The sequence below is a fragment of the Xanthomonas citri pv. citri genome (assembly GCF_000961215.1).
GTDB lineage: Bacteria > Pseudomonadota > Gammaproteobacteria > Xanthomonadales > Xanthomonadaceae > Xanthomonas > Xanthomonas cissicola.
In genome coordinates, this window is sequence record NZ_CP008998.1 from 3,258,558 (window position 1) to 3,278,831 (window position 20,274).

General features: G+C 66.2%; 17 protein-coding genes and 1 other RNA gene. 8 read left to right on the forward strand and 10 right to left on the reverse strand.

Annotated elements, in window-relative coordinates; translation table 11 throughout:
• Positions 1 to 29 precede the first annotated feature (29 nt).
• Positions 30 to 1,001, forward strand: coding sequence for a peptidylprolyl isomerase (locus AMD14_RS14610; protein WP_040259660.1), 972 nt, complete (start codon positions 30 to 32; stop codon positions 999 to 1,001).
• A gap of 67 nt (positions 1,002 to 1,068) precedes the next feature.
• Here AMD14_RS14610 and AMD14_RS14615 read toward each other — a convergent pair whose 3' ends face one another.
• Complete coding sequence (locus tag AMD14_RS14615; protein WP_005919389.1) at positions 1,069 to 1,956, reverse strand: DMT family transporter; 888 nt, start codon at positions 1,954 to 1,956, stop codon at positions 1,069 to 1,071.
• Positions 1,957 to 2,126: 170 nt separating this feature from the next.
• On the opposite strand from AMD14_RS14615, the gene AMD14_RS14620 reads away from it, so the two are divergent.
• The 3 genes from AMD14_RS14620 (at position 2,127) to AMD14_RS14630 (ending at position 3,815) form a co-directional block, all read left to right on the forward strand.
• Positions 2,127 to 3,119: a LysR substrate-binding domain-containing protein gene (locus tag AMD14_RS14620; protein WP_003487609.1), complete on the forward strand. Its 993-nt coding sequence runs from the start codon at positions 2,127 to 2,129 to the stop codon at positions 3,117 to 3,119.
• Positions 3,120 to 3,209: 90 nt separating this feature from the next.
• Entirely contained in the window at positions 3,210 to 3,443 is a 234-nt protein-coding gene (locus tag AMD14_RS14625; protein ID WP_026006913.1) for a hypothetical protein, read from the forward strand.
• Positions 3,444 to 3,521: 78 nt separating this feature from the next.
• Positions 3,522 to 3,815, forward strand: coding sequence for a hypothetical protein (locus AMD14_RS14630; protein ID WP_005912915.1), 294 nt, complete (start codon positions 3,522 to 3,524; stop codon positions 3,813 to 3,815).
• Positions 3,816 to 4,011: 196 nt separating this feature from the next.
• Here AMD14_RS14630 and AMD14_RS14635 read toward each other — a convergent pair whose 3' ends face one another.
• On the reverse strand, positions 4,012 to 4,815 hold the full coding sequence (locus AMD14_RS14635; protein ID WP_011051831.1) for a DUF4349 domain-containing protein: 804 nt from the start codon (positions 4,813 to 4,815) through the stop codon (positions 4,012 to 4,014).
• The gene (locus AMD14_RS14640; protein ID WP_011051832.1) at positions 4,812 to 5,210 is read right to left on the reverse strand and encodes a GFA family protein; all 399 of its coding nucleotides are present in this window, start codon (positions 5,208 to 5,210) and stop codon (positions 4,812 to 4,814) included. Before AMD14_RS14640 ends, AMD14_RS14635 begins: the two co-directional genes overlap by 4 nt.
• Positions 5,211 to 5,545: 335 nt before the next feature.
• On the opposite strand from AMD14_RS14640, the gene AMD14_RS14645 reads away from it, so the two are divergent.
• Positions 5,546 to 7,351, forward strand: coding sequence for a DUF885 domain-containing protein (locus tag AMD14_RS14645; protein WP_015463413.1), 1,806 nt, complete (start codon positions 5,546 to 5,548; stop codon positions 7,349 to 7,351).
• A gap of 210 nt (positions 7,352 to 7,561) precedes the next feature.
• On the opposite strand, the gene AMD14_RS14650 is transcribed toward AMD14_RS14645, so the two are convergent.
• Positions 7,562 to 9,394, reverse strand: coding sequence for an ABC transporter ATP-binding protein (locus AMD14_RS14650; protein ID WP_011051834.1), 1,833 nt, complete (start codon positions 9,392 to 9,394; stop codon positions 7,562 to 7,564).
• A gap of 170 nt (positions 9,395 to 9,564) precedes the next feature.
• A complete protein-coding gene (locus AMD14_RS14655; protein ID WP_011051835.1) occupies positions 9,565 to 10,161 on the reverse strand; it encodes a plasmid pRiA4b ORF-3 family protein in 597 nt (198 codons plus the stop codon).
• Between the two features lie 126 nt (positions 10,162 to 10,287).
• On the opposite strand from AMD14_RS14655, the gene AMD14_RS23635 reads away from it, so the two are divergent.
• Positions 10,288 to 10,364: non-coding RNA, sX9 sRNA (locus tag AMD14_RS23635), on the forward strand.
• A 4-nt stretch (positions 10,365 to 10,368) separates the two neighbouring features.
• On the opposite strand, the gene AMD14_RS14660 is transcribed toward AMD14_RS23635, so the two are convergent.
• Genes AMD14_RS14660 through AMD14_RS14675 form a run of 4 tightly spaced genes read right to left on the reverse strand, consistent with a single transcriptional unit; the run spans position 10,369 to position 16,879 of the window.
• Entirely contained in the window at positions 10,369 to 13,428 is a 3,060-nt protein-coding gene (locus tag AMD14_RS14660) for an efflux RND transporter permease subunit (RefSeq protein WP_011051836.1), read from the reverse strand.
• Positions 13,425 to 14,531: an efflux RND transporter periplasmic adaptor subunit gene (locus AMD14_RS14665; protein WP_011051837.1), complete on the reverse strand. Its 1,107-nt coding sequence runs from the start codon at positions 14,529 to 14,531 to the stop codon at positions 13,425 to 13,427. The genes AMD14_RS14660 and AMD14_RS14665 overlap by 4 nt, the downstream gene beginning before the upstream one ends.
• A 22-nt stretch (positions 14,532 to 14,553) precedes the next feature.
• Positions 14,554 to 15,390 (reverse strand): MipA/OmpV family protein, encoded by an 837-nt coding sequence (locus tag AMD14_RS14670; protein WP_015463417.1) that lies wholly within the window; start codon positions 15,388 to 15,390, stop codon positions 14,554 to 14,556.
• Positions 15,391 to 15,409: 19 nt separating this feature from the next.
• Positions 15,410 to 16,879 (reverse strand): efflux transporter outer membrane subunit, encoded by a 1,470-nt coding sequence (locus AMD14_RS14675; RefSeq protein WP_011051839.1) that lies wholly within the window; start codon positions 16,877 to 16,879, stop codon positions 15,410 to 15,412.
• 105 nt (positions 16,880 to 16,984) lie between these two features.
• Between AMD14_RS14675 and AMD14_RS14680 the strand changes: the two genes are divergently transcribed.
• Positions 16,985 to 17,674 carry a response regulator gene (locus AMD14_RS14680; RefSeq protein WP_011051840.1) on the forward strand — a complete coding sequence of 230 codons (690 nt, stop codon included), beginning with the start codon at positions 16,985 to 16,987 and terminating at the stop codon, positions 17,672 to 17,674.
• The gene (locus AMD14_RS14685; RefSeq protein WP_011051841.1) at positions 17,671 to 18,864 is read left to right on the forward strand and encodes a sensor histidine kinase; all 1,194 of its coding nucleotides are present in this window, start codon (positions 17,671 to 17,673) and stop codon (positions 18,862 to 18,864) included. The genes AMD14_RS14680 and AMD14_RS14685 overlap by 4 nt, the downstream gene beginning before the upstream one ends.
• Positions 18,865 to 18,928: 64 nt before the next feature.
• Here AMD14_RS14685 and AMD14_RS14690 read toward each other — a convergent pair whose 3' ends face one another.
• Positions 18,929 to 20,194: a cation:proton antiporter gene (locus AMD14_RS14690; RefSeq protein ID WP_011051842.1), complete on the reverse strand. Its 1,266-nt coding sequence runs from the start codon at positions 20,192 to 20,194 to the stop codon at positions 18,929 to 18,931.
• Between the last annotated feature and the right edge of the window lie 80 nt (positions 20,195 to 20,274).

A 20,274-nucleotide genomic window follows, 5' to 3' on the forward strand; every position in this document is an offset into this window, starting at 1 on the left:
GGCGCACCGCGTCGGCGTCATCCCATGCGATGCATGCTTTGCGTCCGGGCGCGTGGTCGGCAAGAATCGCAGGCACCTCCCTGCTGGCTGCCTTCATGCCCCTGCGCACCGTTGCTTCTGCCTGCCTGCTCGCCCTGCTGTTACCCGCAGCCGCCGATGCGGCTTACCGTAGCCCGCAACAGATTCTCGACAGCTCGCCGGCCAGTGCGTGGCGCGTGCTCGATCCGGACCGCACCCTGTACCTGGAACTGGATGCCGGGCGGGTCATCATCGAGCTGGCGCCGCAATTCGCGCCAGAGCACGTCGCCAACATCGGTACGCTGGCGCATGAGCGCTTCTGGGACGGGCTGAGCATCTATCGCTCGCAGGACAATTTCGTGGTGCAGTTCGGCGACCCGGATGGCGAGACGCCAGCCAAAGCCAAATCGCTCGGCTCGGCCAAGACGCATCTGCCGGCCGAATTCGAACGCGCATCGCAGGGCCTGGATTTCCAGCCCCTGCCCGATAGCGATGGCTGGGCGCCTCAGGTGGGCTTTGTCGACGGCTTCCCGGTCGGCCGCGACACGACCACCGGCAAGACCTGGCTGGCGCATTGCTACGGCACCCTGGGCGCGGGCCGCAACAACGACGAAGACAGCAGCATCGGCGCCGAACTGTATGTGGTCACGGGGCAATCGCCGCGCCAGTTGGATCGCAACATCACCGTGGTCGGGCGTGTGGTCAGAGGCATGGAATTGCTCAGCGTCACGCCACGCGGTCCCGACCCGATGGGCTTTTACGAAGACCCCGCGCAACGCGCACCGATCCGCGCAATTCGGCTGGCCAGCGAAGTGCCTGCGCCCGAGCGCACACCGCTGCAATTGCTGCGTACCGACAGCCAGACCTTCCGCGATGTGGTCGAAGCGCGCCGCAACCGCAAGGACGATTTCTACAAGCGCCCGGCCGGGCACATCGACCTGTGCAATGTGCCGTTGCCGGTGCGGGTGCCGCCTGCTGGTTGAATCGGGAATCGGGAATCGGCAAAGCAGAACCGGTTTCGGACATCTGCGGAACGACGAGCGCGCTCAGTCAGCGGGCGCGCTGGCTGAAGGCGACGCTGCCGAGGATCAGCACCGCAGCGACCAGCATGGTCCAGGTGAGCGGTTCGCCCAGCAGCGACCATGCCAGCAGCGCGCCGAACACCGGCACCAGATAGGTCACCGTGGACGCACGCGCCGGGCCGATGCGCTGGATCAGCCGGTAATACATCAAGAACGCCAGCCCGGTGCACACCACGCCCAATGCGGTGGCGCAGGCCCACGCCACCGCCGGCACCGGCGTGGTCGGCCATTGCCACCAGGCCAATGGCGCCAGCAATAGCGCACTGCAGCCCAGGGTCGACGCCGCCGACGCAGCAGGCGGCAAATCGCCCATATGGCGCTTCACCAGGTTGTAGCCGATGCCATACAGCAGCGAAGCAGTCGCGCCAGCCAGCGCTGCCGGCCCGACGCTCAAACCGGCGGATTTGCCGGTGGCCAGCACCAGCACGCCGATGAACCCCACCAGCAAGGCCAGCGCGCGGCGCGTGCCGATCCGTTCGCCGAAAAACAGGAAGGCGATCAGCGCGGTAAACAACACCGTCATCGCATTGCAGATCGCCCCGACTGCCGCCGGTGCGTGTTGCGCGCCCCAGGCGAACAGCAGGAACGGCAATGCCGAGTTGAGCACACCGATGGCCGCCAGCATCGGCCAGCGATGCAGCGGAAAACGTTCGCGCGCCAGCCACAGGAACGGCAGCAGCACCAATGCACCCAGCGCCAGGCGAATTTCCACCAGCACCACGGTGCCGAACTTGGGCGCGGCCACGCGCATGAACAAAAACGAGCAGCCCCACACGACTCCCAGAAAACCAAGCTCAAGCGGGGTACGCCATTGGCGTACCGCAAGCTCGGGCTGCACCGACGATTGGGCGCTCATGACCGTGCTCCCGAACCCCGCCATGCGGGGATGAAACGGCGGAAGACAGCAGCGGGCAGACTGAGAGACATGGCACGATCGTCGCGAGGGGATGACCCAGCATCGGTTGCCACCGTGGGCGCGACAAGCGCGTAGTATCGGGGCGAGCCACAAATCTCACTCATGCCTCGATGAATCTGCGCCCTACCCTGTTGCCCGCGTTGGGCGTGTTCGCCGCTGCCGCCCGCCACCAGAATTTCGCCCACGCCGCCGAAGAACTGCACCTTACCGCCAGCGCAGTCAGCCACCATGTGCGCAAGCTCGAAGCGCTGCTGGGTGCGACCTTGTTCCAGCGGCTACCGCGCGGCGTCAAACTCACCGCCGAAGGCCGCCAGCTGGCCGATGCGGCCACCGCCGCGCTGGCAGAGATCGCTGCGGTGGCAGGCAACCTGCATCCACGCGAAGACGCCATTCCACTGCGGGTCACCACGTTGCGGTCGTTGTCGTACTGCTGGTTATTGCCGCGGTTGCCGCGCTTTTGCCGCGCCTATCCGCATATCCGCATGGACCTGCAATCGGATACGGCGTTTTCGCGTTTCGAAGAAGGCGGCCCGGACCTGGGTATTCGTTATGGCCAAGGCGCTTGGCCCGGGCTAACCTCGCACCATCTGATGGACGACGAGCTGTTCCCCGTGGCCTCGCCGTCGTTGCCGGAAGTGGCTGCACTGCGCACGCCGGCGCAGATCGCGCAATTGCCGTTACTGACCGATATGTCGCCGCAGGGTTGGCGCGACTGGTTCCGCGCAGCCCAGGTCCGCGGCACCACCGTGCCGCCGATGCATACCTTCAACGACAGCACCGACGCGATGCGCGCCGCCGTGTATGGCCTGGGCGCGGTGCTGGCGCGCAAGCACATCGCCCAGCCCTACCTGCAACGTTACGAACTGGTACGCCTGCCCGGCCCCACGCTCAAGGCGCGTTACGCGTACTACATCGTGCACCCCAGCCACCGCGAACTCAGCCCGGCGGCGGCATTGTTCATCGACTGGCTCAAGCGCGAAGCACAGGACGAACGCACCCCGATGCCGGCACTGCCTGCCGAATTGGTGGCGTTGCCGCCGGGCGAAGGCGTGCAGGAGCCGCGTACGCGGCGGCGTTTGCGGCAAGCACCGGCAACGGAATGAAGGAAGCGGCAATCTGGCCTTCGCTAAGAACGGGGCGATCCCGGCCGCTTCCCGGTGCTGGCACGACGCAGCGACGCCGATGGACAGCAAGTGCAGATCGCACTGGGCGCCGACGACAACCATCTGCGCTTCCGCTCGTCGGCTGCATTGCGGCGGGTCGGCACGCATGAGATCGCGCTGACCATGGCCACACGGGTGAGCTGCCGCAACATCCATCATGCGCATCACCATGACGTCATGCCGACGATGCTGCGCGCCGCAGTAGGCCGCGCGTTGCATGCCGAGCCCCTCACAAGCCAGGCATGGCCGGCACAGCCCGCGTGACGCAAGCAACGCACACCATCACCTCGTTTTGTCCTCGCGATGCCTAGGCTTGATGTCCCCAATCCACAGGACATTCCCATGCCTACCCTCCGCATGCGCATCACCGGCACCGACGACGACGCGCGTGCCATTGCCAACCTGCTGCAAAGCATCGACGGCATCGAGCACGTGGAAGAAGTGGACGATCTGATGCCGCACCTGGACGACGAAGATTCCAGCTCGGCAGGCCTGTCGGACGACGAAGGTCCGGGCAGCCACGAGTTCGAAGTGGAAGCCGGCAATGAGGCCACCGCGCAGAAGGTCCGCGACGCGGTGCAAGAACTGGCACTGCAGCTGGACGTGTTTGTGGAATACGAAGTCGACGAAGGTTGAGCCGGGCTCAGCCTACGTGCGGCCACAGTGCTGCATTGCTGGATCGCACGTGATGCCGTGATGCGTCCTGCTGCATTTGGGCATGCCGCCAAGCCTCTCAAGCGACGTGCGACCCAGCACCAACGACGCACGCCGCATGCAATGACAAGTCGGACTTTCCCGCAGCTGCACGGCAGGGCCGCGCAGCTGCGGTGCCTCAGGACATCCGGCGCCGACGTACGCGCCAGCGCCATGCCTGCAGCAGCAACCAGCCGGCGATCAGTGCGAGCGCAACCACCGGCAACAGCGCCGCCACCGCGCGGATGACGAATGCCACGCTGCTGGAAAATACCTCGCCGAACTCGGCGGCGGCTTCTGCGATCTCGCCCCTGCCCTGCGCGCCACCGGTACTGCGGAAATTGAGCGTCAGCAACTGCGTGCGCACCCTGCGTTGCTGCTGCGCGGCCTGCTGCTGGGTCTGCTGCGCTTCGGCTTCGATCTCGGCCAGCCGCTTGGACAAGGCCAGCAGATCGGTCACCGCCAGATCGCGGCGCTGCTGCAATTCCAGCAGGCGCGCATGCTCTTTCTGCAATCGCGCCTGCGCCAGGCTGGTGTCGGCGATCTGCTGCGCCAGATCTTCGGCCCGGGTGCTACGCGCGGCGACATCGCCGTGCTGGCCGGCCAACTGCACCATGGGTTCGATCCCGTCCGGTGCCAGCCGTACGCTGACGCGCCCACTGGGATCGCGCCCGCCTTCCTGCTCGACCGCCAGCAAGGCGCAATCGCCGAACTGCGCGCCCTGGCAGGCAGTGCGTATCGCGGCGATGCGCTGGCCGATCTGGTCTGCAGGCAGCTCGATGCGCACATCGTGCTCGTAGGCCAAGGCATTGCCCTGCGCGGCGGGCGGTGCCGGCGCCGCAGCGCCGCCGTCGGCCGCCATCTCTACGCGATGCTTTGCACACCCGCACAGCGCCCATCCCAGCAGCATGGCCGTGGCATACCGCTGCATGGCGCGGCTCATCGGCTGGCCCCGTCGACTGCATGCACCTGCAGCCCGGCAAGATCCAGGGCCGGCAGGCAACGCACGTTGACCGCGACGCCCATTGCGCCGGTCTTGGGGTTGAGGCCCTCGCTGAAGGGCGCGATCCCGCACTGCGGACGATCGTGGTGATCGATGTGGTGCTGATTGAAGCGGTAGCTGCCGAGAGCTTGCGGCACGGCCTGAAGCTGCAGCTGCGTACGCGCGCCGAACCAGAGCAAACCGCCGCGGCGGCGACACAGCGAACAGTTGCAGTCGTAGACCTCGGTGATGGGCGCTTCGGTCTGCAGATCGAACGCGATGCGTCCGCAATGACAGCTACCGGCATAGTGCATGTGATCCTCCTTGGGACAGGCCACCGTGCGGGTGGCAAGCATGATGTTGCGTGTACGCGCCGCCTGGGTAGCGAGGCGACGCCCGGGAACCGGAGTGTACGAACGATCGCGCCCGCAAGGTGCACCCGTCGTGTGCCCCGGGCGATCGCGCCACTGCACGGCTGGCAGGATCGGAGCGGCCACCCACACGTGAGGCTCTGTCAGGGAACATGGAGGGCGCGCAGAAGCCCGGTGCAAGCGGCACAAGCTGGTCCAGGCCTCGGCCGCGCCCGCCTGGCGGTGAGCGCCGTCGACTTATTGGCTGCCCTACACCAATGGCGGATGCGCCCGCGCGCGCAGATGCCTATGCTGGCGGTTTGATTCCACCAGGACCCACGATGCGTCAACGCCTGCTTGTCCTCGCCCTGCTCACCGGCCTCACCGCCTGCCAGCAACAGCCCCAATCGCCGCGCGCCGATGCAACCGCGCCTGCCGCCAACCAAGCACAGACCCCAGATGCGCGCTTTGCCGCATTATCCAAGCAGGCCCTGGACACCTGGATGCAGCTGTCGCCGGTGACCGCCACCCAGACCGGCGACCACCGCTTCGATGCGCAGATCGACGACCTGAGCGCCGGCGGCCGTCAGCGCAGCGTGGACGCGGGCAAGAAGCTGCTGGCCACCCTGGATGCGATCGAGGTAGCCAAGCTCTCGCGCGAGAACCAGGTGGATGCGGTCATTCTGCGCAACCAACTGCAATCGGAGATCTGGAACACCGAGGTGCTGCAAAGCTGGGCCTGGGACCCGCAGGTCTACAACGGCCTGGCCGGCAGCGCGCTGTACAGCCTGATGGCGCGCGAATTCGCGCCGCTGCCCGAGCGCCTGACCGCGGCCACCCAGCGCATGGAAAAGATCCCGAGCATCTTTGCGCAGGCACGCGAGAACCTGGATCCGGCGCGCGTGCCGAAGATCCATGCCGAAACGGTGGCCAAGCAGAACAAGGGCATCCTGAGCATCGTCGACAGCTTCATCGCCCCCAACATCAGCCAGCTTGGCCCGATCGAGGCGGCGCGTGCGCAGGCGGCCATCGACAACCTGCGCAAGGCAGTGGCCGAGCAGCAGACCTGGCTGGACACCGTGCTGGTGCCCAATGCCAAGGGCGACTTCCGCATCGGTGCCGAAAAATACGACCAGAAGTTGAAATTCGCGCTGCTGTCGTCGCTGTCGCGTGCCGATATCAAACAGCGTGCCGAATCCGAGCTCAAGCGCGTGCGTAGCGACATGTACCGGATCGCGCGCACCGTGCTCAAGGACACGCCCGGCGCGCCCAAGTTGCCCGAATCGCCCAACGACGACCAGCAGCAGGCGGCGATCGAAGCGGCCCTGGAACTGGCGTATGCCGACAAGCCGGCGCGCGACAAGGTGGTGGACGCGGCCAAGGCGGCGCTGGCCCAATCGACCGAATTCGTGCGACAGAAGGATTTGATGACGCTGCCCGATTCGCCGGTGGACATCATCCTGATGCCGGAATTCCAGCGTGGCGTGGCGGTTGCGTATTGCGATTCGCCCGGCCCGCTCGACAAGAACCTGAAGACGTTCTACGCGGTGTCGCCGATTCCCGACGACTGGAACGACAAACAGGTCGATTCGTTCCTGCGCGAATACAACACCCGCATGATCCAGCTGCTCAGCATCCATGAGGGCACGCCGGGGCACTACCTGGAAGGCTGGCATTCGGCCAAGTTCCCCTCCACGCTGCGCGCGGTGCTGCGTTCGGGCATGTTCGCCGAAGGCTGGGCGGTATACACCGAGCGCATGATGCAGGAGCAAGGCTACCTGGATAACGACCCGCTGTTCCATCTGGTGCAGCTCAAGTTCTACCTGCGCACCATTGCCAATGCCATTCTCGACCAGGGCGTGCATGTGGACGGCTGGGATCGCGACAGGGCGATGCACCTGATGACCCACGACACCTTCCAGCAGGAAAGCGAAGCCTCAGGCAAGTGGGTGCGTGCGCAGCTCTCCTCCGCGCAGCTCCCGACCTACTTCGTCGGCGTGCAGGAACATCTGGACACGCGCAAGGCGGTACAGGACAAGCTCGGCGAGACGTTCAACCTGAAGGCCTATCACGACAAGATGCTGTCGTACGGCGCCCCGCCGGTACGCTTCGCCCGCGAGCTGATGCTGGATCAGCCGATCGAGTGATTGGTCCTGCTCCCGCGCGCGGGAGAAGGTGCCCGCAGGGGCGGATGAGGGGGCGCCTGGCGAAGGTGTGACCGCCTGCGATGTCAAACGCGTCGCTACGCGCCTTCGGAATGACACGGCAGCTGGCTGCGTCCGCGCCCTCCCCCCAAACCCCTCTCCCGCACGCGGGAGAGGGGCGACGGTCGCGCCGAGTTCGCGCACAGCTTTCAATCACGCATCCGCAGCAACAAATCCACCGGTCTGCCGCGCCCAAAGCCGCGCGTAAAGGCCGCCATGCGCGATCAGTTGCGCATGCGTGCCTGTCTCGACGATCTTGCCGGCATCCATCACCACCAGTCGGTCCATGCGCGCGATGGTCGAAAGACGGTGGGCGATCGCGATGACGGTCTTGTTGCCCATCAGCGCGTCCAGGCTGTCCTGGATGGCGGCCTCCACTTCCGAATCCAGCGCCGAGGTGGCTTCGTCCAGAATCAGGATCGGCGCGTCCTTCAGCAACACCCGCGCAATGGCGATGCGCTGGCGCTGACCGCCGGAGAGCTTGACCCCGCGCTCGCCAACATGCGCATCGAAACCGCGGCGGCCTTCGCCATCGATCAGCGTGTCGATGAAGCTGTCGGCGCGGGCCTTGCGCACGGCGTCGAGAAGTTGCGCCTCGCTGGCCTGCGGCCGCCCGTACAGCAGGTTATCGCGGATCGAACGATGCAATAGCGAGGTGTCCTGCGTCACCAGGCCGATCTGTCCACGCAGGCTCTCCTGCGTCACGGTTGCGATGTCCTGCCCGTCGATCAGGATCCGGCCCTGCTCCAGGTCGTACAGTCGCAGCAACACATTGACCAGGGTGGATTTGCCGGCACCGGACGGCCCGACCAGGCCGATCTTCTCGCCTGCACGCACTTGCAGGTCCAGCCCGGCGATCACCCCACCGCGCTTGCCGTAATGGAAATGGATGTGCTCGAACCGCACCTGCCCCTGCGTTACCTGCAGCGGCACCGCATCGGCTGCATCCTGCACCTGCACCGGCTGCGAGATGGTCTGCATGCCGTCCTGCACGGTGCCGATGTCCTCGAAAATGCCGTTGACCGTCCACATGATCCAGCCGGACATGTTGTGGATACGGATCACCAGACCGGTCGCCAGGGTGATCGCGCCCACGCTGATCTGCCCGCGGCTCCACAGCCACAGCGCCAGCGCGCAGGTCCCCACGATCAAGAAGCCGTTCGCCACTGCGATGGCGGTGTCCATGGCGGTGGTCACCCGGGTCTGACCGCGGTGCTTCACTGCCAGCTCGTCGATGGCATCGCGCACATACGCCTGTTCGCGGCCGGCATGGGCGAACAACTTGAGCGTGGAAATATTGGTATAGCCATCGACGATGCGGCCGGTCGCCTTGGAGCGCGCGTCCGATGCAACCCATGCGCGCGCCTTCATGCGCGGCACGAAGAACGCCATCAGCGCCACGTACACCACCAGCCAGAGCAGCAGCGGCGCCATCAGCCAGGGGTCTGCCTGCGCGAACAGCCACAGTGCACTGCCGGTGTAGACCACGATGTACCACAGCGCATCCACCATCTGCACGGCCGATTCGCGCAGCGAGGTGCCGGTCTGCATCACCCGGTTGGCGATGCGCCCGGCAAAATCGTTGTTGAAGAAACCCAGGCTCTGGCGCACCACGTAGTTGTGCATCAACCAGCGCGAACGGTTGCTCAGGCCCGGCACGATCGCCTGGTTGACCAGCAGATTGTGCAGGCCGGTGAAAAGCGGCCTTGCCACCAAGGTGATCACCGCCATCCAAATCAGTTCGCCCGCATGCTGCCGGAAAAAGTCCGGCCCTGGCTTGCCGGCAAGCATGTCGACGATGCGGCCGAGGAAGTCGAACATCGCCACTTCCACCAGCGCCAGCAGCAGCCCGGCGATCAACGTGGCCAGCAGGATCGGCCACAACGGCCGCAGATAATGCAGATAAACGCGCCACACGCTGCGTGGCGGCATCTCCCGCTCGATGGGCGGGAAAATATCGATCAGGGACTCGAACCAGCGGAACATTGCGCAGACTTCGGAAACACCGGGATCTCAGGCTAGCCGATCGGGCGTCAAGCCGCAGTGGCGCTGGTCGGCAGGCGCGGCCTGATCAGGCCACGCAAGGCGTCAAGCCCTGGCGAGGAGAACAAGAGGCGAGGTTTGTAGCGCCTTCGCCCATGAGGCGCCCACCGCTGTCACTCGCGCACGCGCGCGAGCAAGCGATTGACCTCTGCCAGATCGAAATGCCCGGGCTCGAAGCGCCCGCCCAAGGTCGCCAATTCCTGCACATGCTGCGGATGGTCCGGGTCGGCGATGATCTGCACCAGCACCCGATAATCGGCAATACCGCCACTGCTATCTGGCGGGCAGGCATGGGCCCCGTCCACGCAGCGCGCTACGCGCAGACTCGCATCTGGCGGCAACAGCGCTTCCACTTGCAGGCGATGCTGCCAGCCAGGGCCGGCGCCGTAGAAGTAATCGAAGCCATTAAGTTCGCCCACCGCGCTTTCCAGCGTGACACGCCCGGCGTGCTTGAGCCGGGGGCGCTCGGGCACATCCAGCCCGGATTCGCCGTAACGCCCGCCGCCGAAGTCGAACTCGTACGGATGGGCGCCATTCCAGCCCATTACCGGCTGCAACACGCGATGCAGCGTGGCCAGGCGTACTGCGCCCGACACCAGCAGGCGCCGCCAGATCGGCGGCGCACTGCCGGTCAATGCCACATGCAGTTGATACAACGGCGCAGGTGATTGCAGCGCTTGCTGAGCGGATTTCTTTTTTGCCTTGGTCATCGTGTCGTGCATTCGTCTGCCCGTTATCAGTATGGCGTGCGAGGCAGGCGAATGCAGACGCTGTTTAGATCAGCGATAAAACAACAGCGCAACCGCCAGGCGGGCGCGGCCGGTGCCCGGGTCGGGATGTACCGCTTGTACATCCCGGTTCCGAGTGCCTCGGCCACGCCCGCGTGACCATCGCTCGCCACGGTTTGTTCGCCACGCTCAGGCACTGCGGCGCAGGCGCAAACCGAACAGCAGGTCATACAGGATCGGAATCAGGCCCAGCGTCACCAGAGTGCCCAACGCCAACCCACCGATCATGGTGATGGCCATGCCCGTCCATAGCGGGCCCGCAAACAGCATCAGCGGCACCAGGCCAACGATGCAGGTGAGCTTGGTCATGACGATCGGGCGCAACCGTTTGACCGCGGCAGCCACCACCGCTTCGCGGCGCGGCAGGCCATCGGCAAGTTCGGCTTCGATGCGCTCCAGCAGCAACACCGCGTTGTTGACGATGATGCCGGCCAGCGCCAGCAAGCCGAAGGTCGCCATGAAGCCGAATGGGTAACCGGTCATCACCAGCGCCAGGGCCGCACCGATCAACACGAACGGCACCGCCGACAGCACGATGAACAACTTGCGGAACGAGTTGAACTGCCAGACGAACAGCAACAGGATCGCGCCCAGCGCATGCGGCATGTAGTGCAGCAAGGCCTGATTGGCTTCGGCCGAATCCTCCAGCTCGCCACCAATCTCCACGCGGTAGCCGGGCGGCAATTTGAGCGCGGCGATTGGCGCCGACAACCGTTCGACGATCTCGGTCGCGGTCAGTTGCGGGTTGCGTGCGGTCACGGTGATGGCACGGCTGAGATTGCGCCGCTGGATCGCCGACGGCTCGCTGTCGCGCAGCACCGTGGCGACCGCCGCCAACGGTACCGGTGCGCCGCCTGCCTGCGGGTACACCAACGTATCGGCGGGATTGCCGTTGGCGGCACGCTCGTCGGTGCTGCCGCGCACGACAACCGGCACACCGGTGCCATCGTCGCGGATCAACGTGGCATCCACACCGCTGTATCGCCCCTGCAATGCCTGCGCAATGTCTTCGCTGCTGACACCGGCGCGGCGGGCCTTGAGCTGGTCCACCTGCACCACATAGCGCGGAATGCGCGCCTGCCAATCGTCCTGCACGTCCACGGTGCCCGGCACGGCCCGCAAGGCCCTGGCAATCGCAGCAGCGCTGCTGCGCAGGACCGCCTCGTCCGGACCCACCACGCGATACACCGCCATCCCGGCTTCGGTGGCGCCCAGCGAAAAGCGTTTGGGCTCGGCGCGCAGCGCGGGGAAGTGGCTACGCACATGCGAGCGCACCCGTGCGATCACCGCATCGATGTCGGTCCCCGGCCGCACGCTGACCGTGAAGTACGCCTGGTTGGCCGCCGGCAGCGGCGGGTTCAGGCCCAGCACGATGCGCGGCCCGCCATCGGCAACATACCCGATGCTGTCCACCACCTCGGGGTTGGCGTGGCGGTCGCCCAACCAGCGGCTGAGTTCACTCACCGTGCGCAGGGTCTGGCGTGCATCGCTGCCGGCCTGCAATGTCACCGGCATCTGGAACTGCAGGCGGTCGGACTTGGGCAGGAAATCGTATGGAATGGACACCAGCACCGTGACCGCCACCGCCAGCATCGCCGTCATCGCACCGATGAACAGCAGCTTGTGCTGCAGCACGCGTTCGATCACGCGGCGGTAGCCGCGATAGAACCGCGATTCGGCTGCGTCGCTGTTCTTGGTGACATGCACCTTGGCGAAGTACATGCACAGCAGCGGCGTCACCGTGATGCTCAGCAACCACGACCCCAGCAGCGTCACGCCGAGCACGGTGGCCAGCGAGCGCAGATATTCGTTGGTGCTGGTCTGGCCGAAGAAGAACGGCGAGAACGCCAGCACGATGACCAACGACGAGGTCAGCAAGGGTGTCGCCAACGTCCGGCCCGCATCGATACAGGCCTGGCGACGTTCCTCGCCGGCCACCAGACGGCGCTCGATGTCTTCGGCAATCACGATGCCGTTGTCCACCAACAAGCCCAGCGCAAGAATAATGGCGGCAATCGAGACCGTTTGCAGCTCCACGTTCAGCACACGCATGACGATCAACGAGGCGAAGATGGTCAACGGCACGATCGCGCCGACGATCAACCCGGTGCGCCAGCCCAGAAACAGCATCACCACCGCCATGACGATGACGATGGTCTCGCCCATGACGTGATGCATCTTGCCCATCTCGCGCTCGACCACATCGGCCTGGAAGCTCACCACGTGCTGGGTGAAGCCGACAGGCAGCTCGTGTGCGGTGTCGTCGAGCTTGGCGCGTAGCGCCTTGCCGAAGTCGGCGACATTGGTGCCCGGCTGCATCGAGACCGAGACCACCACCGCCGGCTGGCCCTGGTAGACGGCCGCGCTTTGCGGAGGGTCGGCCGGCATCACCTGCACCTGTGCCAGTTCGCCCAGGGTCACGTCGCGGGCACCGCCGGCAGGCGCGCCAGGCACGCTCAGCAGGACGCCGCGCAACTGCTCGGGCGTGCGGATTTCGCCGGACGTGGCCACGGTCAGCGCCAGCCCGGACACCGCGACCTGCCCACCGGAACCCACCACATTCTGCGCGCGCAACTGCGCCATCACGCTGGACGGCGTCAAGCCGCTCGCCAGCAACCGCGCACGGTCAAACGACACGTACACCGATTCGTCCTGCAGGCCATACAACTTCACCTGCTCCACGCCGGGCAGGGCGTACAGCTGTTCGCGCATGCGCCGCAACGGGCCGCGCATTTCGCTCATCGAAAAGCCCGGTGCGGTCACCGCGATCGACGCCACCGACACGCGCCCGAAGTCGTCGTCGACAAAGGGACCAAGGGTGCCCGCAGGCAATTGCGCGCCGGCCTCCGCGGCCTTGGCGCGCACGCGCTGCCAGAGCGCCGGCAGATCCTGCACATCGTCATAGGCGGTCAGCTGCACGATCGCGCTGCCCGGATGCACCGTGGTGACGATGCGCTTGATGCCGGCCAGCTCGCGCAAGCGCTCCTCCACCGGTCGCGCCAGCAGGTTCTCCACCTGTTCGCTGGGCATGCCCGGATAGGCCACCGACACCAGCGTGTCGCGCACGGTCACCGACGGTTCTTCCTGCGATGGGAAACCGAGAAACGCCACGATGCCGCCGATCAGGATCATCGCTGCGGCAAACAATGTCAGGCGGCTCGAGCGCATCGCCATCTGGGTCAGCTTCATGGCGTGCGACCTCCGCTCAACTGCGTCTGCGCCTGCAGTGGCGTCACCGGCTGGCCGTTGACCAAGAAGCCCACGCCGGCGCTCACCACCTGCTCGCCTGCACGCAGCCCGCGCAGAATCTGCACGCGCTCGCCGACGATCGTTCCCAGGTCGACCGCGCGTTCGATCACGGCCCGCGTTGCCGGCTGGTAAACGAACACGCTGGCCTGTTGCCGGTTGAGCCGGGGCAATACCGCCGACAACGGCACACTCGGCGTGGAAGCGGCAGGCGTCGGCAGCGTCAGCATCACGCTGTCGCCGCTGCGCAGCGAAGGCGCGGCGCCGAGCGGTTCCAGCAAGGCCTGTACCGTCGTGGCATTGTCCAGGCGGCTGGAAAGACTGCGCAGACGCAGTTCGACCGGCGCGTCGCCCGCATCCACCACGCGGGCATGCACGGTTTGCCCTGGCACCAGACCGGCACCGGCAGTTGCCGGCAGCGTGGCGACCAGTTGCACATGGCCCTGCCCTTCCACCTGCAGCACCGTCTGCCCTGCCGCCACATCGGCCTGCGGTTGTTGCAGGCGCGCCACCACGCTGCCATCGAAGGGCGCGCGGAGCTCGCCCAGACGCGTGCCGCGGCGTGCCATGGCCAGGTCGGCCCTGGCCACCTGCAGCTGCGCGGCGGCCGCATCTGCCGCCGCGCGCGCGGCAGTCAAGGTGGCGTTGGAACTGGCACCGTCATCGAACATTGCCTGTTGCTGGCGCAATTGCAGCTGCCGTTCGCCGGATTGCGCCAGTGCCGCGCGCACGTTGGCATCGGCCTGCTGTTCGCGCAGGCGCAGCGGTTCATCGTCCAGCCGTGCCAGCAGTTGCCCGCGGGTCACCCGGTCGCCGACATCCACCAGCACTGCCGACAGACGGCCTGCCCCTTCGAACCCCAGCTCGGCGCGTTGTTCCTGGCGCACCAGCGCCGGCACCTGCAGCGGGTTATCGCTCCCGCTGCCGAAGCGCTCCAGCTTCACCGCGCGCGGTGTCTCGCTGGCCGGCGCATCCGGCCCGCTGCATGCGGCCAGTCCCAGCAGCAACGTGCCGCACACCAGGCCGCGATAAAACATCGTCATCATTCGATCCCCCGGTGTATGCCGCTCAGCGGCTGTAGGTCAATGCGAGATTGCCGCTCACCACGCTGCGGCGTGCCACCAGCGGGCTGTCTTCGGCGTTGTCCAGGTAGCGCGTTCCGGTGACCCCCACCGTGGTGGCCCAGTGCTCGCCCAGCGAGTGCGTCCAGCTGCCACCTACCGCGGCGGCATACGCACCGGACCCGGCATTGAAGGCGGCAAAGCGGGTGCGCGCGGCTTGCGCATCGCTGACACCGAAGTAAGCCTGATTGAAGCGGCGGTCGCCGCCATGCACGTCCAGGTCCAGGGCGACCGTGTCGTTGGCGCTATGCAGCAGGGTGAACTCCATCCCGGCGCGATAGCGGTTGCGGCGCGCAGCATCCTTGAGCGTGAATTCCGCCTCCGCATTGACGTTCATGTAGGGCGTCACTTGCTGCATCACCAGCGTGCGCGACGTCACCGAGCCAGGCACATCGCCCATGCCGGCCAGCAGGCGCGAGCCCGGCCGCCAGTTGCTGTCGCTTTGCAGCCGTCCCAGGTCGTAATACAGCGATTGCGATATGTAGAAACCGGACTTGCTCTGGAATTGCAGGCCGCCGCCGCGGGAGGTGTCGAAGAACAGCACGCCGCGCTGCACCACCAGCACCGGGTTGAATTGCACGCGCGCGCGCTCGGCGCCGGCATACTCCGGCGTGGCAACCGCTGCGGCGCCTGCCGTGATCTCGGTGCGGTCTCCCAGCAGGCGCGAACTCCCGGTCAGATCGGTTTGTGCGTGCGCGACGCACGGAATGGCGCTCATGCAGGCAAGGACGCCGGCGCGAACGGCATGGTTGCCACGCAGGCGATTGAAGGACGATACGTTCATCGAAGGTCTCCGTCGGAAGTCAGGAAGCGGTGGGCAGGCGCACGCCATAGAACGCCTGAAACAGCGCAATACGGCTCAGCACGCGTTGGCGTGCGGTATCCAGGTAATCGAGTTCGGTCTGAGCGATGCGGGTCCGCTCGGCCAGCAGCGCGCTGCGGTCTTCCAGACCGGCATCCACGCGTTCATGCATTCGCGCAAGACGCAGTTGCTCGCGTTCGACCTGCTCGCGCGAGCGCGGTTCGGCCTGCGACAAGGTGGCGTGGGCGTCGAGCGCGTTGGCGACCTCGCGGAATGCAGCTTCGATTGCCTGTTCGTAGGCAACGACATCGGCGCGTTCGCGCACCTGCGCCAGATCCAGATTGGCGCGATTGCGGCCGCCATCGAACAACGGCAGGTTCAGCTGCGGCATGAAGCTCCACACGCCATGGCCTGCAGAAAACAAGCCGTTCAATCCGTCGCTGGCAGTACCCACGCTGCTGCTCAAGGTGATCGACGGAAAAAACGCCGCGCGCGCCGCACCGATGTCGGCATTGGCCGCGCGCAACTCCAGCTCGGCCTGCTGGATGTCCGGGCGTTGCAGCAACAGCGACGAATCCAGGGCGTGCCACGCACTGGCAGGCGTATCAGCGGCGATCAGACCCTGCAGATCGCCGGGTACCGGAGTGCTGTCGTAGCCGGCCAGCAACTGCAGCGCACGCACCGCCGCAGCGTGGTTGTCGTTGCCCTGCAGGGCCGTCACATGGGCCTGGTCGGCCTGTCGCCGCTGCGCATCGCGCTCGTCGCGCGCAATCAGCCCTACCTGATATTGCCGCTCGGCAACGGCAAGCAACGCAGCGCTGTCGGCATCCAGCGATTGCAGCTGTTGCAGCGCCTGCGCCGTGGCGCGCTCGGCGGTGTAGGCGCGCAGTACCTCTGCAATCAGAGCGCCACGCGCCGCGTCGCGGCCATAGGTACTGGCCAGGTAGCGCTGGCGTGCGGCCTCGGACATCGCCTGCAGCTTGCCGAAAAAGTCCACTTCTAAATTGCCGATCCCCGCATTGGCAATCACCAGATCCTGCTGGTACCGCGCATCCAGCGTCGGGTTGTCGAAATGTTGCCGCAGCTGCTGTGCGCCGACGGCGAGCGTCGGCAGGCGCGACGCCTGCGCGATGCCGTACTGCGCACGCGCCTGTTCTACCTGCAACGCCGCACGGCGGAAATCGCCGTTGTGCGCCAAGGCACGCTCGATCAGGGGCCGCAGGTCGCGGTCTGGCGCGAAGGCCTGCAGAAACGCGCGCTCTTGCGCGTTCAGAGCGACGGCGGCGGTCGCATTGGCGTCGGGCTGACCGGATGCCGGTGCGGATGCCGCCTGCGGGCTGCCGAAGGTGGCCGGCACGCTGACCACCGGGCGCTGGTAGGCCGGCGTCAGCGAGCAGCCAGCCGACAGCGCCGCACTGGCGGCGACCAGGCACAGGCAAGACCAACGATGCGGAATAATTTGTGGAATCATGATGTCGGAGCACAGAGCCAATCTCGACCGACATCCTCGACCCGCAGCGTCCAGGTTGTTTTCGGGAATTATCCAGATTTGATCGAGACGACAGGGCAACACGCCATGACAGGCAAAAAGGTTCTGCTGGTGGAAGACGACAGCGATAGCGCCAGCATTCTGGAGGCCTATCTCCGCCGCGACGGCTTCGATGTGGCGGTGGCCGGCGATGGCGAACGCGCCATCCAGCTGCACCGGCAATGGGCACCGGATCTGGTGCTGCTGGACGTGATGCTGCCCAAGCTCAGCGGCATCGAGGTGCTGTCGACGATCCGCCGCGCCGGCGACACGCCGGTGATCATGGTCACCGCCATTGGCGATGAGCCGGAAAAGCTCGGCGCCCTGCGCTACGGCGCCGACGATTACGTGGTCAAGCCGTACAGCCCCAAGGAGGTGGTGGCGCGCGTGCATGCCGTGCTACGCCGCAGCGTGGCGATGCGCGCGCCGGGCGAACCATTGCAGCACGGTCGGCTGAGCGTGGATCCGGCCGCCGTGGTCGCCAGCGTGCAACACGAAAACGGCGACAGCGTGGCGCTGGATCTGACGCCGACCGAATTCAACCTGCTCGCGCTGCTGCTCAAGACCCCATTCAAGGCCTTTACGCGCAGCGAACTGCTCGACGCCTGCCTGCCCGACAGCGATGCATTGGAACGGGTGGTGGATTCGCACATCCACAACCTGCGTCGCAAACTCGAAGTGCATGGCATCACCGGTGTACTGGTCACCGTGCGTGCAGTGGGATATCGCTTTCAATGAACGTGCTGCGGCGGTTTCATGCCTGGCGCAACCAGGCGCCCCTGTGGTGGTGGGTCGGACTGCGCATGAGCGCGCTGGCGGTGGTGACCATGATGGTCATCGCGTTCGGCATGTGGTGCTATTTCAATCTGCGCTACAGCCTGATCCTGAGCAATGTGCCGGCCGAACCGCGTGCCGAGATTTCCCAGCTGATCGAGCAACCCAGGGCCAACCAGGCCCGCCTGTGGGAGCTGTTCCAGCGCTATTACGACATCGAAAATTTCCTGCCCGGGCTGGCCAATCCGGACTGGTGGATGCTGGGCGCCATGATGACCATCTCGGTGCCGGTCATCCTGTTCTGCGGCCTGCTCGCGTCGCGGCCGCTGTCGCGGCAATTTTCGCAGGTGGCTTTCGCGGCGCACCGGGTCAGCGATGGCGATTTCGGCGCACGCGCACAAGTGGTGCGCGGCGCGCCGGACGAGCTCACTGCCCTGGCCGACGACTTCAATACGATGAGCGGCAGGCTGCAGCAGTACGAGCGCGAATTACGCGACTCCAGCGCGATGCTGGCGCATGAATTGCGCACTCCGCTCAATGCCGCGATGGGACGCGTGCAAGGCATGCTGGATGACGTCTTCCCGCGCGAACCCGAGCAACTGCGGCTGGTGCATCGCCAGCTGGAGCAGATCAATCGCCTGATCGGCGACCTGCACCTGGTGTCGCTGGCGCGTGCCGGCCAGCTGGTGCTGGAGCCGGAAAGCGTCGAGCTGCGGGAGCTCGTCGCCGAGCGCATCGAATGGGCGGGGCCGGCGCTGCGCGAGGCGCAGATGACCATCCACTACCCCACGCATCCGGCGCTGCGCCTGCATGCCGACCGGCACCGGCTGGGCCAGGTGCTGTCGATCCTGATCGATAACGCGTTGCGCTACGCCGCCGCCGGCAAGCTGCTGGAGATCGAGGTGCGCCGCGATGGCACCGGCGTGCAGCTCACCGTCGGCGACCGCGGCCCCGGCGTGGCGCCCGCGCAATTGCCGCACCTGCTGGACCGCTTCTGGCGCGCCGACAGCTCGCGCGCGCGGCATTCCGGCGGCAGTGGCCTGGGCCTGGCGATCGCCTCGGCCATCTGTCAGGCGCACGATGGCCAACTGGTCGTCAGCAATCGCCCCGGCGGTGGCCTGCTGGCCAGCGTGCAGTTACCGCTGGGGCGTTGACGCAACGCCCGGCCACGCGCACGCCGACGCAACTGCCCGCACCTGCGGGCAGTTGCGCAACCGATCACCGCGACTGCAGGCTCGGCACCGCGTCGCTCACATGGGCGTGGCGGCGCATGATCCAGTTGAACAACGGCGTGGCCATCAGCGTGGACAGGATCGCCATCAGCACCAGCACCGAGAACAGGCCCTGCTCGATTACACCCGCCTGCAAGCCGATGTTGATGATGATCAGCTCCATCAACCCGCGTGCATTCATCAGCGAACCGATCGCCATGGCGTCGCGGTTGTTCTCGCCGGTGGCACGCGCCGCGGCCCAGCAGGCCACACCCTTGCCGATGAACGATGCGGCCAGGATCGCCACGCCGGCCAGCATGATCTGCGGCTGCAGCAACACGCTGAGCTGGGTTTTCAAGCCCGAATAGGTGAAGAACATCGGCAGCAACAGCACCACGACGAACGGCTGCAGCATCTCGCGCAGCTTCTCGGTCAGTGCGCCCCTGGGCAGGCAGACACCGAGCAGGAAACCGCCGAACACTGCATGGATGCCGATCGCATCCATCGCCCAGGCGCTGGTGCAGAACAGGATCAGCACGACCGCCAGGACACTGTTGCTCAGCGGCTGGCCGGGCACCACATGATCGGCCAGCCGCTTGAGCAGATGCCGGCCGACGAAAATCATGAAGACCGCATAGCCGATGCCGCCGCCGATGGCCAGGTAGGCACTGCCCCAACTGCCGCCGAAACTGGCCAGCACCACGGCCAGAATGCACCACGCTGCGGCATCGTCGAACGCGCCAGCGGTCAGCGCCAAGGTGCCCAACGGGCTATTGGTCAGACCGCGTTCGTGGATGATGCGCGCCAGCATCGGAAAGGCGGTGATCGCGATCGCCGCGCCCAGGAACAACGACGCTTCGGTCAGCTTGGCCTTTTCCGAAAACAGGCCATCCACGTTGATCAGCCACGGGCACATGGCGAACGCCAGCAGGAACGGCACCGCGATGCCCGCCATCGACACGCTCATGGCGCTGCGATAGCGCGCGCGAAAGTGGTCGCCGCGGAAATCGGTTCCGACCAGGAACATGTACAGGCCCACGCCGAACTGCGCGAACACATACAGCACGTCCATGGTCTGCTTGGGGAACAGGGCCGCCTGCACGCCTGGCGCCAGCAAGCCGAACAACGAGGGCCCCAGCATCACGCCGGCAATCATTTCCCCCACCACCTGCGGTTGCCCGAGGCGCTTGGCCAGCATGCCGACCAGCCGGCATACCAACAAAATCGCGGCCGCCTGCAAAAAGAAGTACACCGACATCTGCGGAGTGGTCATGCGTGCGGCAACATCCGTGAAAAGTGCGCAGATCGTAACCGGAGCTGCCGCACTTCGATAGCGTGCGGCTGCCGTGGCGA

Excerpts from the sequence above, each read along its gene's own strand:
- AMD14_RS14610 (WP_040259660.1), top strand. The coding sequence starts at position 30 with ATGCATGCTTTGCGTCCGGGCGCGTGGTCGGCAAGAATCGCAGGCACC.
- AMD14_RS14615 (WP_005919389.1), bottom strand. The coding sequence starts at position 1,956 with ATGAGCGCCCAATCGTCGGTGCAGCCCGAGCTTGCGGTACGCCAATGG.
- AMD14_RS14620 (WP_003487609.1), top strand. The coding sequence starts at position 2,127 with ATGAATCTGCGCCCTACCCTGTTGCCCGCGTTGGGCGTGTTCGCCGCT.
- AMD14_RS14630 (WP_005912915.1), top strand. The coding sequence starts at position 3,522 with ATGCCTACCCTCCGCATGCGCATCACCGGCACCGACGACGACGCGCGT.
- AMD14_RS14635 (WP_011051831.1), bottom strand. The coding sequence starts at position 4,815 with ATGAGCCGCGCCATGCAGCGGTATGCCACGGCCATGCTGCTGGGATGG.
- AMD14_RS14640 (WP_011051832.1), bottom strand. The coding sequence starts at position 5,210 with ATGCTTGCCACCCGCACGGTGGCCTGTCCCAAGGAGGATCACATGCAC.
- AMD14_RS14645 (WP_015463413.1), top strand. The coding sequence starts at position 5,546 with ATGCGTCAACGCCTGCTTGTCCTCGCCCTGCTCACCGGCCTCACCGCC.
- AMD14_RS14650 (WP_011051834.1), bottom strand. The coding sequence starts at position 9,394 with ATGTTCCGCTGGTTCGAGTCCCTGATCGATATTTTCCCGCCCATCGAG.
- AMD14_RS14655 (WP_011051835.1), bottom strand. The coding sequence starts at position 10,161 with ATGACCAAGGCAAAAAAGAAATCCGCTCAGCAAGCGCTGCAATCACCT.
- AMD14_RS14660 (WP_011051836.1), bottom strand. The coding sequence starts at position 13,428 with ATGAAGCTGACCCAGATGGCGATGCGCTCGAGCCGCCTGACATTGTTT.
- AMD14_RS14665 (WP_011051837.1), bottom strand. The coding sequence starts at position 14,531 with ATGATGACGATGTTTTATCGCGGCCTGGTGTGCGGCACGTTGCTGCTG.
- AMD14_RS14670 (WP_015463417.1), bottom strand. The coding sequence starts at position 15,390 with ATGAACGTATCGTCCTTCAATCGCCTGCGTGGCAACCATGCCGTTCGC.
- AMD14_RS14675 (WP_011051839.1), bottom strand. The coding sequence starts at position 16,879 with ATGATTCCACAAATTATTCCGCATCGTTGGTCTTGCCTGTGCCTGGTC.
- AMD14_RS14680 (WP_011051840.1), top strand. The coding sequence starts at position 16,985 with ATGACAGGCAAAAAGGTTCTGCTGGTGGAAGACGACAGCGATAGCGCC.
- AMD14_RS14685 (WP_011051841.1), top strand. The coding sequence starts at position 17,671 with ATGAACGTGCTGCGGCGGTTTCATGCCTGGCGCAACCAGGCGCCCCTG.
- AMD14_RS14690 (WP_011051842.1), bottom strand. The coding sequence starts at position 20,194 with ATGACCACTCCGCAGATGTCGGTGTACTTCTTTTTGCAGGCGGCCGCG.